General features: G+C 74.8%; 14 protein-coding genes. 2 read left to right on the forward strand and 12 right to left on the reverse strand.

Annotated features, from left to right (window positions below):
* The 3 genes from B7L92_RS14210 to B7L92_RS14220 all read right to left on the reverse strand — a co-directional run.
* A partial coding sequence (locus B7L92_RS14210) for a phytoene desaturase family protein (protein WP_107501483.1) occupies positions 1 to 1,082 on the reverse strand: 1,082 nt, incomplete at its 3' end.
* A 58-nt stretch (positions 1,083 to 1,140) separates the two neighbouring features.
* Positions 1,141 to 3,417, reverse strand: a complete 2,277-nt coding sequence (locus B7L92_RS14215) for a serine/threonine-protein kinase (RefSeq protein ID WP_081237792.1) — start codon at positions 3,415 to 3,417, stop codon at positions 1,141 to 1,143.
* A gap of 173 nt (positions 3,418 to 3,590) precedes the next feature.
* A complete protein-coding gene (locus B7L92_RS14220) occupies positions 3,591 to 3,962 on the reverse strand; it encodes a four-helix bundle copper-binding protein (RefSeq protein WP_004991785.1) in 372 nt (123 codons plus the stop codon).
* 161 nt (positions 3,963 to 4,123) lie between these two features.
* Here B7L92_RS14220 and B7L92_RS14225 point away from each other — a divergent pair, with 161 nt between their 5' ends.
* Positions 4,124 to 4,504 (forward strand): DUF6479 family protein, encoded by a 381-nt coding sequence (locus B7L92_RS14225; protein WP_081237794.1) that lies wholly within the window; start codon positions 4,124 to 4,126, stop codon positions 4,502 to 4,504.
* Between the two features lie 61 nt (positions 4,505 to 4,565).
* Complete coding sequence (locus tag B7L92_RS14230; protein ID WP_081237796.1) at positions 4,566 to 4,916, forward strand: DUF8129 domain-containing protein; 351 nt, start codon at positions 4,566 to 4,568, stop codon at positions 4,914 to 4,916.
* A 164-nt stretch (positions 4,917 to 5,080) separates the two neighbouring features.
* Here the strand turns inward: B7L92_RS14230 and B7L92_RS14235 are convergent, their stop codons facing one another.
* From B7L92_RS14235 to B7L92_RS42330, 9 genes are all read right to left on the reverse strand, one after another.
* Entirely contained in the window at positions 5,081 to 5,416 is a 336-nt protein-coding gene (locus B7L92_RS14235; protein WP_081237798.1) for a DUF6343 family protein, read from the reverse strand.
* Between the two features lie 361 nt (positions 5,417 to 5,777).
* Positions 5,778 to 7,865, reverse strand: a complete 2,088-nt coding sequence (ligA, locus tag B7L92_RS14240) for an NAD-dependent DNA ligase LigA (RefSeq protein ID WP_255310948.1) — start codon at positions 7,863 to 7,865, stop codon at positions 5,778 to 5,780.
* A 54-nt stretch (positions 7,866 to 7,919) separates the two neighbouring features.
* Positions 7,920 to 8,747 carry a cytochrome c oxidase assembly protein gene (locus tag B7L92_RS14245; protein WP_081237800.1) on the reverse strand — a complete coding sequence of 276 codons (828 nt, stop codon included), beginning with the start codon at positions 8,745 to 8,747 and terminating at the stop codon, positions 7,920 to 7,922.
* A complete protein-coding gene (locus B7L92_RS14250; RefSeq protein ID WP_081237801.1) occupies positions 8,747 to 9,295 on the reverse strand; it encodes a DUF2243 domain-containing protein in 549 nt (182 codons plus the stop codon). The genes B7L92_RS14245 and B7L92_RS14250 overlap by 1 nt, the downstream gene beginning before the upstream one ends.
* A gap of 228 nt (positions 9,296 to 9,523) precedes the next feature.
* Positions 9,524 to 10,117, reverse strand: a complete 594-nt coding sequence (locus B7L92_RS14255) for an AAA family ATPase (protein ID WP_255310949.1) — start codon at positions 10,115 to 10,117, stop codon at positions 9,524 to 9,526.
* A gap of 40 nt (positions 10,118 to 10,157) precedes the next feature.
* The gene (gene nhaA / locus B7L92_RS14260; RefSeq protein WP_081237809.1) at positions 10,158 to 11,981 is read right to left on the reverse strand and encodes a Na+/H+ antiporter NhaA; all 1,824 of its coding nucleotides are present in this window, start codon (positions 11,979 to 11,981) and stop codon (positions 10,158 to 10,160) included.
* 441 nt (positions 11,982 to 12,422) lie between these two features.
* Entirely contained in the window at positions 12,423 to 13,208 is a 786-nt protein-coding gene (locus tag B7L92_RS14265) for a sulfite exporter TauE/SafE family protein (protein ID WP_081237811.1), read from the reverse strand.
* 287 nt (positions 13,209 to 13,495) lie between these two features.
* Positions 13,496 to 14,455, reverse strand: coding sequence for a glutathione S-transferase C-terminal domain-containing protein (locus B7L92_RS14270; protein ID WP_081237805.1), 960 nt, complete (start codon positions 14,453 to 14,455; stop codon positions 13,496 to 13,498).
* 134 nt (positions 14,456 to 14,589) lie between these two features.
* Entirely contained in the window at positions 14,590 to 14,715 is a 126-nt protein-coding gene (locus B7L92_RS42330) for a hypothetical protein (RefSeq protein ID WP_016827495.1), read from the reverse strand.
* Positions 14,716 to 14,874 lie beyond the last annotated feature (159 nt).

The raw sequence follows: 14,874 nt of genomic DNA on the forward strand, positions 1-14,874 counted from the left end.
AGGGGTACGGGCAACTGGGCGTACGCGGCGCCCAGTTGCCCGTACCCCTCCGCGATGTGGAAGGTCCCGGCGAACGCCTCGCGCGGGTCCACGGAGGTGTCGCGCAGCCCGGGCAGCCGCTCGAGCAGCATGTTCACCTTGAGCTGGGCGCCCTCGGCGGGTGGCGGGGGCGTGTCGCCGGTGAGGGCCGCCAGTTCCTGCGGGGAGGCGTTGACCAGGACGTGCCGCGTGGCGGCGACGCCCTCGCCGTCGGCCGTGCGGTGGGTGACCTCGGCCGTGCGGCCGTCCGTCGCGATGCGGACCGCCTCGTGGCCGGTGGCGATGACCGCGCCGGCGGCGCGCGCGGCGTCGGCCAGCGCGTCGGTGAGGGCGCCCATGCCGCCGACCGGCACGTCCCAGGCGCCGGTGCCGCCGCCGATGACGTGGTAGAGGAAGCAGCGGTTCTGCTTGAGCGAGGGGTCGTGGGCGTCGGCAAAGGTGCCGATGAGGGCGTCGGTGAGGACGACGCCGCGCACCAGGTCGTCGGTGAAGTGCTCCTCGACGGCGACGCCGATCGGTTCCTCGAACAGGGCCCGCCAGGCCTCCTCGTCGCCGACGGTGCGGCGCAGCTCCTCTCGGGTGGGGAGCGGCTCGGTGAGGGTCGGGAAGACGCGCCGGGCGACGCGGCCGGTCATGTCGTAGAAGCGCTGCCAGGCCAGGTACTCGCGGTCGGAGCCGGTGAGCCGGGCGAACGCCTCGCGGGTGCGCCGCTCGCCGCCGCCGACGAGCAGACCGGTGGGCCGTCCGTCGCGTTCGGCGGGGGTGTAGGAGGAGATCGTCCGGGTGCGCAGCCGGAAGTCGAGCCCGAGATCGCGGACGATCTTCCGGGGCAGCAGGCTCACCAGGTACGAGTAGCGGGACAGCCGGGCGTCGACGCCGGGGAAGGGCCGGGTGGACACCGCTGCTCCGCCGGTGTGGTCCAGCCGCTCCAGCACCAGCACGGAGCGCCCGGCCCGGGCGAGGTAGGCGGCGGCGACGAGGCCGTTGTGGCCTCCGCCGACGATGACGGCGTCGTACGTCCGGGACGGCTCGGGTGCGGTCATGGTCCTTGGTAGCACGCGGTGATCCGCACCGGCCAGGGGACGGGCCTCGCCGGGGCGTTCACGCCCTCCCGGCCGCCCGCCGCCGGCGCAGGGCCGCCACCCGGCGGTGCAGTCCGGCGGCCTCGGCGCCGCGGCCCAGCCGTTCCAGGCAGTGGGCCTCGTCGTCGCGGGCGGCGAGGGTGTCGGGGTGGTCCGCGCCGAGGAGGCGTTCGCGGGTCTCGGCGACCCGCCGGTACTCGGTCAGCGCGTCCGTCCAGCGGCCCAGCCAGCCCAGGCCGACGGCGACCTCGCGACGGCTGACCAGGGTGTCCGGATGGTCGGCGCCGAGGACGCGCTCGCGCAGGGCGCACACGTCGCGGGACTCGGTGAGGGCCTCCTCCCAGCGGCCCAGCCGGCCCAGGTTGACGCCGAGGCCGTGCCGGGCGCGCAGGGTCTCGGGGTGGTCGGTCCCCTGGAGGCGGGTGCGGTCCTCGACCAGGTCCCGGTAGAGCTCGAGGGCCTGGGGTGCGCGGCCGAGCCGGCCCAGGGCGACACCGGTCCCGTGGCGGGCGGCGAGGGTGTCGGCGTGATCGGGACCGAGGGCCCGCGCGCGGGCGGCGGCCACCTCGCGGTAGGCCTCCAGGGACTCCTCCCAGCGGCCCAGCCGTCCCAGGGTGTGGGCGAGGTCGTAACGGGTGACGAGGGTGTCCGGGTGCTCGGGCCCGAGCACCCGGGCGCGGGCGGCGGCCACCTCGTACGCCATGCCGTACGAGTCCTCCAGCCGCCCGAGCCGACTGAGGTTGAGGGCGAGGTCGTGCCGGCAGCGCAGGGTGTCGGGGTGGTCGGGCCCCATGGTGCGCTCGCGGGCGGCGAGCACCGACAGATAGACCCGGTGGGCGTCGAAGGGACGGCCCGACCGGGCGAGGACGTAGGCCATCTCCTGGCGGGTGGCGAGGGTGTCGGGGTGGTCGGCGCCCAGTGTGCGGATGCGGGCCTCGGCCACCCGCTTGTACACGCGCAGCGCCTCGGCGGCACGGCCGGTGCGGCTGAGGCCGAGGGCGACCTCGTAGCGGCTGGCGAGCGTGTCGGGGTGGTCCGGTCCGAGCAGGCGCTCGCGCTCGGCGGCGACCGCGCGGTGCACCTCGCCCGCCTCCGCCCAGCGGCCCAGGCGGCCCAGGCTCAGGCCCGCATCGTGCCGTTCGGCCAGGGCGGCCGGCGCCTCCGGTGACGGGGCGGGCCGCTCGTCCGGCACGGGGGCCCCGGCACGGCCGCTCGCGGGGCGGGCGATCCACTCGCCGGAGAGGCCGGCCGCGGGGTCCGGGGGCGTGGTGCGCAGTCCGTCGCCGGCCGCCTTGTGCCCGGTGGTCATACCGCGGGTCCAGGACGGCAGCCGGGCCGCCCGGACCGCGGGCGCGGGCCGGACCGCGGACGCGGATCCGTTCGCGCTCCGTGCCTCCGCGGCCTCCCGCCGGGCCGCCACCGCGGCCGGGACGGGCGGCGGCACGGCCCGTAACTCCTCGAGGCGTCGAGCCAGTTCGCGGGCGTTGTCCGGGCGTCCGTCGGGCTCCTTGGACAGCAGGTCCAGGATGACGCGCTCCAGCCGCTCGGGCAGTTCCGAGCGGTGGCCGCGCGGCGGCCGGGGCGGGGTGTCGCGGTGGCCGACGAGGACCGCCCAGGCGTCGTCGAGGTCGAACGGCGGTACCCCGGTGGCGATCTCGTACAGCACGCATCCGAAGGAGTACAGGTCGCTGCGCCGGTCGACCTCCGAGCCGCTGATCTGCTCCGGCGACATGTAGTGCGGGGTGCCCATCGCGATGCCGGTGCCGGTCAGCCGGGAGGTGAAGCCGATGTCGTGGCCGAGGCGGGCGATGCCGAAGTCGCAGATCTTCACGGTGCCGTCGTCCAGCCGCACGATGTTGGCGGGCTTCAGGTCCCGGTGCACGACACCCTGGTCGTGGGTGTAGGCGAGGGCGGCGGCGACCTGCTCGGCGATGTCCACGACCTCGTCGACCGGCAGCGGGTGCTGCCGGTTGTCCTCCAGGAGCTGGCTGAGGTTGCGCCCCTGGAGCAGTTCCATCACCAGGTAGAGCACGCCCTCGGATTCCCCGAAGTCGTGCACGACGGTGATCCCGCGGTGCTGCAGTGCCGCGGCCACCCGGGCCTCGCGGCGGAACCGTTCGCGCAGCACGCGGCCGGACGACCGGTCGTGGTGCGGGCCGAGCGGCTTGAGGCACTTCACGGCGACCTGCCGCCCCAGTGACTCGTCCCGCGCCCGCCACACCTCGCCCATGCCGCCGCGCCCGATCTCGTCGAGCAGCCGGTACCGGCCCTGGATGAGCCTGCTGGTGTCCCCCATCTCCTGCGCCCGCCCCCGTCGCCGTCCTGCGCGCCCTCCCCTGGCTCGTCCAGTATGGCGACATCTCGCCCGATTTTGTACCGCGCCGGGCGGTGCGCACCCCGATGCCGCACCGGGCCCCGGCCCGACGGGCGTACTCGGTCGGGTGCGCGGCCCGGTGCGGCCCGGATCCCTCAGTTCAGGGTGGCGAGGAACGTCGTGCAGGCCCGGGCGCAGGCCCGGCAGGCCTCCGCCGTGCGTTCCGCCCCGGGGTGCCCGTCGAACACGTGCGCGCTCTCCAGGCACACCTGCCGGCACCACTCGACCTGGACCCGGATGGTCTCCTCGTCCACCTGGTTCTGCTCGGACAGCACACGGCAGGTCGCGTCGCACACCTCCGCGCACATGATGCCCTTACGTCGTACGAGTTCCTGGTTCTCGGTGCCGTCCGGGTCCACGAGACTCGCCCGCGTCGCACAGGCCCGCGCGCATTCGGTGCACGCCTGGGCACAGGCGAAACGGTCCTCCAGGAACCGGAACAGCTCCTCCTGGGATGTCGTCGTCACACCGCGCGGGTAGCCGCGGTTCCCGCGCTCAAACCCGCTTCCCCCAAGGGTTCCGCACGGTTCCCCGGGCCCGCCGCCGAAGACGCGCGCGGCACCGGAGCCCCCTGCGGCGCGGTCCGGGTGAGCTGGTTCGCCGACCGGACCCGGGGTACCCGCGAGCCATGACGAACACCTCATGGATGCAGTCGGCCGATCTCGCCGCGAGTCGCGGCGTCCTGGGCGCCGGGCTCGTGGTGGCGGCCGTGGTGGTCGTGGCCCTGCTGATCGGCGCGTTCGCCCTCGGCAGCCGCCGGGTCGCGCGCAGCGGGATCCGCAGGCCCCGCCCCGAGGAGCAGCCCCGGATGCCCGAGGGCGGGCCGGTCCGCGAGGTCCGGGAGCACCGGGAACCCGACGAGGTGCCCCGCAGCGACGCACGCCTGACGCCGCACGAGCTGAACGATCACGGCAACTCCGGCACCCGCACCGGCGCGCCGCAGCAGCGGCCCCGCTGGGACGAGGGCAGCAGCGGAGGGTTCGGCAGCGGCGGCCCGGGCGGCCGCTGACCGCCCGCGCGGCCCCGGCCGCCACCGTGCCCGCCACGCCGTCCACAGGGAAGTGAGAACCATGACAGATCCCGCCCGCAACGCCCTGCCGCTGCCCGACTACGACCACCTGCCCATCGGCGGTCTGGAGAGCCGGATCCGCTCGCTGTCCGCGGACGAGGTCGAGAAACTCCTGTCCTACGAGCGCTCGCACGCCGACCGGCTCCCGGTGACCGAACTGCTGACGGCCCGGCTGGAGCAGCTGCGCGCGGGGGCCGAGCCGACGTCCGGCGATCCGGACGCGCTGCGTCCCGAGCAGGGCGCGAGCCGGACCGGTTCCCCGGTGTCGCCCGCCACCTCGCCGCAGCCGTTCAGCCCGCCGCCGCACGGCACCCCGGACCAGTTCGGCAAGCCGAAGGGCGACCGCACCTAGGGCCGGCCTGTCCGGGCCGCTTCGGGCGGGCCGTGCGCCCCCGACCGTCCTCATACGGCCGGTGGGCGCACGGCCCGCCCTGTGTCGTGTCCGCCGCCTCACCCGCGCGTCCGCCCTGTCCGCCCTCCCGGGGAGGGGAAGCCCGCCCCCCGGGAGGGGAGGGGTCACCCGCGGATGCCTCGTTCCCGTCGCCGCCTGCGGACCACGACCAGCAGGTCGACCGCCGCGATCAGAGCCAGTACGCCGCACCCGACGGCGAGCCCGGTCAGGACGTCCCGGCCGGGGCTGTCACCGGGCCCGGAGTTCGCGGCCCACAGGCCGAACAGCACGGCCGCCACGCAGAAGACGGGCAGGAAGACACCGGACAGCAGCAGGCGCAGGCCGAGCGGACTCTGCGCGTTCCGCGGTTCCGTGCCGCTCCTCGGGGAGCGGCTGCCCAGGGCGCCGGAGCGGGACCGCGGCACCGGCTCCGTCCTCCGCCCGGATCGCTCGTCACTCATGCCGTGGCCCCTCCGACGGTTCGCGGCCGTGCCGGCCGCCTGCGGTTCCTCGTGGATACGCGGACTGCTTCATGACGCCCGCGTAGCCAGCGGCGACAGGCGTAAACCAGAGGGCGCCGCGGCCCCGGGCCGGGTCGGGGCGGCCGGGTCAGGTCGGGGCAGATCGGGGCGGGTCAGGTCGGGTCGGGTCCGTGGCTTTGAGGAGTCGCTCGGCGGGAGCGCCGGTACAGGCTCTTCACCGAGGCTGCGCGCCCGGCCGCAGCGGTCCCCGCGCTCGTTCTTCCGGTCGGCCGGGGCCGTCCCTCCCGTCGGCGACGGATCCCCGCCGGATTCCCGCGGCGGGCCCCGGAGAACGGCCGCGTCAGGCGAGGAGGCCGGCGACCAGGGCGGCGAACTCGTCCGGGGCGGCGAGGCGGATGCCGAGCTGTTCGGCCTTGGCGCGCTTGGCACCGGCTCCCTCGCCCGCGACGACGAGGGTGGTCCTCCTCGAGACGCTGGAGGAGGAGCGTCCGCCGGCCCTTTCGACGAGTTCGTTCATCTCGTTGCGGGAGAGCTTCTCCAGGCTCCCGGTCATCGCGCCGGTGACCACCACCGTCATCCCGGCCAGCGGGCCGTCCTCCGCCGGCGCCCCGGCCCCGCTCCGGCCGTCGGGAGCGGCCTCGGCGGCCGGGGGCACGGCGCCGGGTTCGGTCATGGTGACGCCCGCGGCGGCGAGCTTGTCGATGAGGGGGGCGAGTTCGGCCAGTTCCGCGACGATCGAGGGGGCTTTCTCCGCCCCGATGCCCTCGACCTGCTGCATCGCGTCGGTGTCGGCGGCGCGGATGTGGTCCATGGTGGCGAAGTGCCGGGCGATGCGCCGTGACATGGAACGGCCGGTTCCGCGGACCCCGAGCGCGCACAGCACCCGCGACAGCGGTTGCGCCTTGGCCCTCTCGATCGCGGCGAGCAGGTTGTCGGTGCTGGTTTCGCCCATCCGCTCCAGGGCGAGCAGCTGGTCGCGCCGGAGGGCGAACAGGTCGGCGAGATCGGCGACCAGGCCCGCGTCGACGAGCTGGACGACACGGGTGGTGCCCAGGCCCTCGATGTCGAGCTGGTCGCGCCCCGCGGCGTAGGCGAGGGAAGCGACCAGGTGGCAGTTGCGGCCCTGGGCGCACCGCCAGCGTTCCTCGCCGGTGTCGATGTCCGACCCGCAGCGGGGGCAGTGCCCGGGGAACTCGATGGGCCGTTCCTCGCCCGTGCGCAGGTGGGCGACGGGGGCCTCGACGCGGGGGATGACGTCGCCGGCGCGGTGCACCATGACGTGGTCGCCGAGGCGCAGGTCGCGGCGGGTGATGTCGGCCGGGTTGTGCAGGGTGGCGTAGGTGATGGTGGAGCCGTCGATGACGACCGGTTCGAGGACGGCGCGCGGCGCGATGATGCCGGTGCGGCCGACGTTCCACTCCACCTCCAGCAGCCGGGTGATCTTCTCCACGGCCGGCAGCTTGTAGGCGACCGCCCACCGGGGCGCGCGGGAGCCGGATCCGGCGGCCCGCCGGTCGGCGGCGAGGTCGGCCTTGACGACGATCCCGTCTATGCCGAACGGCAGCTCGGCGCGGACCGCGGCGATCTCCTTCACCCGGTCCAGGACCTGCTCGGGGGTCTCGGCGACGGTGTCCGGGACCGCGGTCCGGGCACTGGTGTGCACGCCGAGCCCGGCCGCCAGGTCCATCAGCTCGCTGTGAGCGAGCTCGTCCAGCCGCTCGGCGAGGGCACGGTCGGTGTCGGGCAGCGGCAGCAGTCCGTAGCCGAAGAACGTCATCGGCACCGTGTAGACGCGCTCCTTCGCCCGCAGGGTGCCCGCGGCCGCGTTGCGCGGGTTGGCGAACGGCTGCCCGCCGTGCCCCGTGCGCACCTCGTTGGCGTACTCGAACTGGGCGGCCGTCATGAGGACTTCACCGCGCACCTCCAGGGTGACCGGCTCGGCCAGCCGCTCGGGGAGTCCTTCGACGGTGCCGATCGCGTGCGAGACGTCCTCCCCGGCCGTCCCGTCCCCGCGGGTGATCAGCCGGGTGAGGCGGCCGCCGTTGTAACGGGCGGCGATCGCGAGGCCGTCCAGCTTCGGGCCCACGCTGAAGCGTGTCGTGTCACGGCCGGTACGACGGGCCAGGGCCGCGGTCCAGGCGGTGAACTCCTCCGCGGAGAACACGTTGTCGAGGCTGAGCATCGGCACCGTGTGCGGCACGTCGCCCTCCACCGCGCCGCCGGCCACCTTCCCCGTGGGGGAGCCGGGGAGCACCTGGTCGGGGTGGTCCGCCTCCCAGTCGGCGATCCCGCGCACCAGTCGGTCGTAGGCGTCGTCGTCCAGGGGCGAGGTGCCGCCCGTGTAGTAGGCGGCCGCCGCGCCCACGGCGTCCTCGACCGCCCGCGCGTAGGCGGCGGCGTCCACGATCACTGCTGCAGGAGTTGTCATGATCCGCATCATGCCGCCCGCCACTGACAACGGGCCCGGGCGACGGAGGACCGTTCACCGGGCCGCGGGGACGGTCTCCGGCTTCGTGCGGGGGTGCGGCCCCCGGCCGGGCCGCCAGGTGGCCACGAGCGCGGCGGCCAGGAGGAGTTCGGCCAGGTCACCGCCGTAGTACATGATCTCCGCGGCGCCCTGGACCTCGGGGACGGGAGCGTGCACCTCGACCCAGAACCCGCCGTACATCAGCTGTGAGAGGACGGCGTGCAGGGCGACGGCACAGCCGAGCCAGACCAGGCGGGCGGGGACGCCGGGACGGGCCGGGGCCGGGTCGGGGCCTGCGATGGCGTGGGCGAAGAGGCAGCCGGAGAGCAGGAAGTGGGCGTGCAGCAGCCAGTGCCCGGCCGGATGGGCCGTGGCGGTGTGGTGGAGCGGGGTGAAGTAGAGAAGCCCCAGCGTGCCCGTGGACAGCAGCAGGGCGGGGGCGGGGTGGGACAGCAGGCGGGCGGGGCGGCTGTGCAGGACCGTGGTGAGCCGCCGGGCGGAGGCCACCGGCAGGGTGCGCAGCAGGAGGGTGACGGGGGCACCGAGCACCAGGGCCAGGGGGGCGTACATGCCGATGAGCATGTGCTGCGCCATGTGCCCGCGGAAGTCGCCGTGCGCGAAGGGCGCGAGGGGTGGCAGGAGGGCCGCGGCGAGCAGGAGCAGGCCGAGGGTGAAGCCGGCCGTGCGCCACGGGTTCCATCCCCGGGCGGGGTTGCGGCGCCGGGCCCGGTGGGCGAGACACAGGTAGCCCACGGCGCAGGCCGACAGGGCGAGCGCGGGCGGCAGGATCTCCGGCAGGCCGCTGTCCGCGCCGTGGTGCGCGGGGTGCGTGTGCGGGTCCATCAGGCGTCCGGTGCCCGCCGGGCTTCGGGGTCGAAGGGCCGCCCGCCGCGCTGGAGGAGCCATCCTCCGAGGAGCAGCAGCGCGCCCAGGACGAGGAAGCCGATGTCCCACCAGACCTGGTCGTCGCCGGCGTGGACGTGGTGGATGACCAGGATGTGGTGGTCCAGGACGCCTTCGACGAGGTTGAACAGTCCCCAGCCGGCGAGCATCCAGCCCCACAGCACCCGGGAGGTCCACACCCGGCGCCGGTGGTGGGTGACCCGGGAGTAGAGGACCGCGAGTCCGGTCAGGACCGCGATCCAGCACACGGTGTGGAAGAAGCCGTCCCAGACGGTGTTCATCTCCAGCCCGGAGACGGTGTCGGGGTCGTAGTACTTCACACCGATGCGGTCCTGGTCGGTGCTCGTGAGCATGTGGTGCCACTGCAGGATCTGGTGCAGCAGGATGCCGTCCACGAAGCCGCCGAGCCCCACCCCCAGCAGGATCCCCGGTAACCGCAGACTGGCCGGTCTCGCACCGGCTCCGTGCCGGTCCGCGGTGGTCGCCATCGGCATGCCTCCGTCCCTGGGCTCCCGCCGGAGCCTCCGTGTGCGCCCGCCCGTGTCTTCCGCGGACGGGTCCCCGTGGTGCGCGCAGCGGCCGCTCCCTACGGATTACCAGCCCGCCCGCCGTACCGCTGCCGCCCGTTCGGCCGTTCGGCCGTCCGGCCGCTCAGCCGTTCAGCCGTCCGGTCGTTCGGCCCGGCGGGCGGCGGTGGGCCGGCCGCCGCGGGCGCCTCACCTCTCCGTGTCCCGCCGGTCGGGGCCGGCTTCGCCGGCGCCGCCGCCGGTGCGGCTCGGCCGTCCACCGCCGGGCTCGTTCCTCGGCATGGCGCGCGGGGTGCCCGGCGCTCCGGGTGCACGCGGTGTCCCGGAGCGCACCTCGAAGCCGCCGCGGCCGTCGAACCGCACCTCGAGCACCGCGTCGAACCCGTCCTCCGTCGAGGGTCTGCGGAGCTTCTTCAGCGTGGCCAGGACGCCGACGTCCGGGACGCGGTCGCGGCCCTCGCGGGCGGCGTTGCGCCGCAGTGAGCCGGTCACGTCCGGGGGGAACCAGTACGCCGTCGCGGTGGCGCCGTGGGCATGGGCCAGTTCCACCAGCGGCGCCCACTCGTGCGGTGACGGGTTGGTGTTGTCCACCGCCACCGACCGCCCGGCGGCCAGGTGCTCCCCCACCAGCCGCATCTGCCGCCGCTGCCTGTTGCGGGCGCCCCGCGGGAACAGGTCCTTGCCGACCAGCGCGTACCGGCCGGACAGGCACTGGCCGTAGAAGGTGGACTTCCCGGACGCCTGCAGCCCGACGAACACGGCCACATCCGCTCCCGTCGCCATACGGCCACGATGCCACGCCGTCCGGTGAGGCGGGGCGGGACTACGGCAGGTGCGAGTCGGCGGCGGACGTCTCGAGTTCCCGGGCGAGTGTCTGCGCGTCGTAGGGCCCGGTGTGCCGCCGGCTGCCGAGGAAGAACGTCGGGGTGCCGCGGGCACCGCTGGCCTCGGCGCTGGCCACGTCGGCCCGCACCCGGGCCGCCGTCCGCTCCGAGTCGAGGTCCTCGAGGAACCTCTCGACGTCCAGCCCGAGCTGGGCGGCGTAGCCCACGATGTCCTCGAACTCGAGCTGGTCCTGGTGGGCGAAGAGCAGGTCGTGCATCTGCCAGAAGCGTCCCTGGGCGTCGGCGGCGACGGCCGCCCGGGCGGCGAGCTCGGAGTGGGGGTGCACGTCAAGGAGCGGCAGGTGCCGGAAGACGTAGCGGAGCCGGTCGCCGAAGCGCTGCCGCAGTTCCTGGGCGACGCCGGTGGTACGGGCGCAGAAGGGGCACTCGAAGTCGCCGTACTCCACCAGGGTCAGCGGCGCGTCCGGCGGGCCGGTGACGTGGTCCGTGGCCGGGTCGACCGGGCGGTCCAGGAAACGCGGCAGGTCGGCCTCCGTCTCGCCGTGCAGCACCGCGGCGAGGTGGAACACCACCCATCCCGAAATCGTGGAGAGCACGGCCGTCAGCAGGACACCGACGGTCACCCGGGTCCGGAGCGACGGGTCCTCGAAGGCCAGTCCGGCGATCAGCAGGGACACGGTGAAGCCGATCCCGGACAGGGCGGCGCCGCCCAGCACCTGGCCCGGCCCCACTCCCTGGGGAAGCCTTCCAAGACCCAGGCGGATGCCGAGGAAAGTGCCGAGGGCGATGCCCAGGAGTTTTCCGACGACGAGGCCGATGACCACGGCCCAGGTGACCGCGGAGGACAGGGCTTCGGCCAGGACGCCGCCGCGCAGGTCGATGCCGGCGTTGGCCAGGGCGAACACGGGGACGACGACATAGCTGGTCCAGGGGTGGAGGACCGTCTGCAGCCGCTCGTTGACGGAGACGGCGCGCTGCAGCCCCATGCGGGCCGTCCGGCCCACGTCCGGACGGGGTGACTGGCGGAAGGCGCGGAAGAGCCGGGCGGCCTTTTCCACCAGCTCGCGTGTGGGGGCCCGGGCGGGGATGAGGAGACCGCCGAGCATGCCCGCCACGGAGGCGTGGAGGCCGGATTCGAAGGTGGCGAACCACAGCGCGAGAGCGATCAGCACGTACGGGGCCGTGCGCCAGACCCGCAGACGGCTCAGCCCGGCCAGAAGCGCGCAGAGGACGAGCGCGGCCAGCAGGGGCACCGGGCGGACCGTTCCCGAGTAGACCACGCCGATCACGGTGACGGCGACGATGTCGTCGATGACGGTGACGGCCAGCAGGAAGACGCGCAGCTGGGTGTCGAACCGGGGGCCGACCACGGCGAGTGCCCCCAGCATGAACGCCGTGTCGGTGCCGATCACCACACCCCATCCGCTACGGGCCTCCTCTCCTGGCACGACCGCCAGGTACAGCAGCGCGGGGACGAGCATCCCGCCGATCCCGGCCAGCGCCGGGAGCACGACACTGCGGCGCCCGGTCAGCTCGCCCGCAGACGCCTGGTAGCGGACCTCCAGGCCGATGACGAAGAAGAACAGGGCCATCAGGCCGTCGCTGACCCAGTGCCCCAGGTCCATCGACAGATCGGCGCCGCCGATGGAGATCGACGCCTCGGTCGCCCAGAGCGCCGTGTACGCATCGGACCAGGGGGAGTTCGCCCACACCAGGGCGACCACGACCGCGGCCAGGAGCAGGCCGGCGCTGCCCGCCTCGGTGGCCAGGAAGGAACGCACCGGGACGGAGAGCTGGGCCACCAGGTCCCGTCTCCTCGCCCGGGTCTGGGAGACCCGGACGGTCTTCACCCGCGCCACCCGGTCACCGTGCCGGGCCGCTGTCGCGGGTGACGCCGGATGGCCCCATGCGGTCGACGGGGCACCGGGCGGGCGACGGTCCGGCCCGGCGGCGCAGAGCCCCGCGGACACGCACGGCGCCGGCCGCGGTCTCCCGGCGACCGGTCACCCCCGGACACGACGGAGCAGGATGACCGGTACAGGGCCGATCGGCAGGCGTGTCGGCGGCACTGACCGGTGCACTCACCACAGGACCCCTCCCTGCGCGCACTTCACCGGACACATCAGGAAATACTCCCTTTCCCGGCTGTTTTTCGCATCCGGCGAACCGCTCGTCCCGCCCGGAAGCGGGCGACAGCCGCGAGACGACCGTCGGCGCGGTCCGCGCGCTCGGTACCCGTTGCGTCAGCGCAGGGACTGAACCGCGTAGAGGGCCCCGAAGACGGCGGCCAGGGCGCCCAGCAGCAGACGCAGGGCGGTCTCGGGCAGACGGGGCTGCAGGCGCGCCCCGAGGTAACCGCCGATCAGCCCGCCCACACCACAGGCCAGTCCGAGGGGCCAGTCGGGGGCGACGTCACCGGAACCGGTCAGGGACAGCAGGGCGAAGACCGCGGCCCCGGCCACGGACGTGGCGAAGGTGGCGGCGAGGGCGGCGGGGGCGACCCGGCTCACCGGCATGCCCCGGCCGACCAGGACGGGGCCGAGGAGGGAGCCGCCGCCGATGCCGTAGATCCCGCCGATGATCCCGACGACCAGGGCCAGGCCGGTGACGGTACGGCGGGAGGGTTCCGCCGCCGGGGCGGCCGGGCGGGCGGGCCGGAAGGTACGGACGATCAGCCACAGGCCCAGCGGCATCAGCAGTCCGGCGACCAGAAGACGGAAGACGGCGGGCCCGGGGACGGCGAAGACCCGCACCACCGCGCCGATGACCACGCCGGGCAGAGTGCCGATCACCAGACGGCGGGCCAGCGGGCTGTTCAGCAGGCCCGCACGGCGGTAGCGCAGCAGAGCGCCGGGCCCGGCCACCACGTTGAACAACAGGTTGGTGGGGGTGACCGCCGGACTGGGCACGCCGAACACGCTCAGTTGCACGGGCAGCAGGAACACCGCGCCCGAGACCCCCACGGGCGCGGTCACCACCGCGATGATCAGGCCGACGGCCAGACCGTGCAGTTCCGGCGCTCCTGCCATGTCACCCCCTGATCGTTCGGACGTCGTCCCGCGGCGCGGTCGGGAGATGCCGACTCGTCGGCGCCGCCGTTCCTCGCGGATGCCGCGCACCCGCAGGCCGTAGCCGGCGGCCGGTTCCCGGGCGGTCGTGTCGTCCTCGGCGACGACGACGGCGACGGCGACGACGGCGGCAGGGGGCCTGTCGATGGTGTTGCGCAGCACCTCGGCGACGGTGGAGCCGGACGGGATCGGGACGAGTCGGAAGGGGCCTGCCGCGCTCCGGTCCGGCAGACCCCCGTCGTCGCAGGCTAGGCGGAGCCGGACGGACGAAGGTGGAGGGCGTGTTGCGGCTCCGTGAAGCCGTCCGGACGCTCCCGGTGGAACCGGGCGGCGGTCCCGCCCGCGATGTGCGCCGCCCAGTCCATGATCTGCACCGCCGCGCCCGCGGCCTCCAGCCCCTGGCAGTGGGCGTGGTGCCTGCGGGCGATGCCGTCCAGGTCGAGGTGGGTGCCGAAGGCGGGATGCGCGGCCAGGCGCCGGGCGTAGGCCCACAGGTGCGGGTGGTCGGCGATGCGGTGGACCGCGGCGGCGTCCAGGTGCAGCCGGTGCACGGTGTCGAGCTGTACGAGGGTCACCCACATCCGCACGTCGGCGGCGGTCATTTCGTCCCCCAGGACGAAGTCCTGGTGCGCGAGCCGCCGCTCCAGCGAGTCCAGGACGCGGAGCAGGGAACCGAGGGCGGTGCGGCGTGCCTCGGCGTCGGCGTCGGCCCGCCCGGCGTACTGCGCGGCCTCACCGATGCGGTACGCGCAGAGGCGTTCGACGGCCTCGATCTCCGCCGCCCTGTCCCGCGGGTGCAGCGCGGGCCGGCCGGGCCCGTCACCGCCGAAGCGCCGGGCCAGGTCGCTCAGGATGTCCGGGGTGTGCGTGCTGACGATCCGCCCCGTCCAGGTGTCGCTCAGCACCGGTGCGGCGGCCGGTCCGGGATACCGGTGCGCACTGGCCTCGTACAACGGGCGCAGGGCGCGGTGTCCGCCGTCGGGCCCGTCGGGGACCGCGGGCAGCCGCAGCACCGGGAGGGTTTCCTCCAGACCGAGCAGGCTGTGGGTGACGGCGATCCGCAGACAGTCCGGGCAGGACGGCGAGAGGTGGAGGCGGTAGCGGCGCGGTACCGGGTAGTGGCCGCTGTGCGCGTCGCAGCCGATCCTGCCCCGGAACGGCGGTGGGGAGGGGAGGTGCGGCACGGTGGTCGGAGGTGCGGCGGGCATGTGTCTCCCTGGGTCCGGGTCCGGCTTCTGGTTCTCAGAGGTGCGGCGGGCGGCGCACGGGGGTGAGGGGCGCGCGGTGGCGTCGGCGCGTGTCCGTGCACGGCGGGGATGCGGTGCCGGTGGGCACCGCCGGTTCAGCGCAGGGGGCTCGCCGCGCTGCAGACGCGCAGGAGATCGATGTGGCGGCGGGAGGTCAGGAGGAGGGACGGGCGGCCCGCGCGCACGACGCCGTCGGCGGGCGGTTCCGGACGCTCCATCATTTCCTACCAATCCACTAGGGATCTTTGCTCTGGAGTGTCGGACGGGCTTCCCGCCGCGTCAAGGGGGTGCCCACGCATCCCGCACGGCGTCTCACATGATGGGAGGATCCGCTCGCAGAAAGCACCCCCGGCCGACCACCGGCCGCCCCCGGCGGCCGG

This window comes from Streptomyces viridosporus, assembly GCF_002078235.1.
GTDB lineage: Bacteria > Actinomycetota > Actinomycetes > Streptomycetales > Streptomycetaceae > Streptomyces > Streptomyces viridosporus.

Excerpts from the sequence above, each read along its gene's own strand:
- B7L92_RS42330 (WP_016827495.1), bottom strand. The coding sequence starts at position 14,715 with ATGATGGAGCGTCCGGAACCGCCCGCCGACGGCGTCGTGCGCGCGGGC.
- B7L92_RS14270 (WP_081237805.1), bottom strand. The coding sequence starts at position 14,455 with ATGCCCGCCGCACCTCCGACCACCGTGCCGCACCTCCCCTCCCCACCG.
- B7L92_RS14230 (WP_081237796.1), top strand. The coding sequence starts at position 4,566 with ATGACAGATCCCGCCCGCAACGCCCTGCCGCTGCCCGACTACGACCAC.
- B7L92_RS14235 (WP_081237798.1), bottom strand. The coding sequence starts at position 5,416 with ATGAGTGACGAGCGATCCGGGCGGAGGACGGAGCCGGTGCCGCGGTCC.
- B7L92_RS14255 (WP_255310949.1), bottom strand. The coding sequence starts at position 10,117 with ATGGCGACGGGAGCGGATGTGGCCGTGTTCGTCGGGCTGCAGGCGTCC.
- B7L92_RS14250 (WP_081237801.1), bottom strand. The coding sequence starts at position 9,295 with ATGGCGACCACCGCGGACCGGCACGGAGCCGGTGCGAGACCGGCCAGT.
- ligA (WP_255310948.1), bottom strand. The coding sequence starts at position 7,865 with ATGACAACTCCTGCAGCAGTGATCGTGGACGCCGCCGCCTACGCGCGG.
- B7L92_RS14265 (WP_081237811.1), bottom strand. The coding sequence starts at position 13,208 with ATGGCAGGAGCGCCGGAACTGCACGGTCTGGCCGTCGGCCTGATCATC.
- B7L92_RS14215 (WP_081237792.1), bottom strand. The coding sequence starts at position 3,417 with ATGGGGGACACCAGCAGGCTCATCCAGGGCCGGTACCGGCTGCTCGAC.
- B7L92_RS14225 (WP_081237794.1), top strand. The coding sequence starts at position 4,124 with ATGACGAACACCTCATGGATGCAGTCGGCCGATCTCGCCGCGAGTCGC.
- B7L92_RS14245 (WP_081237800.1), bottom strand. The coding sequence starts at position 8,747 with ATGGACCCGCACACGCACCCCGCGCACCACGGCGCGGACAGCGGCCTG.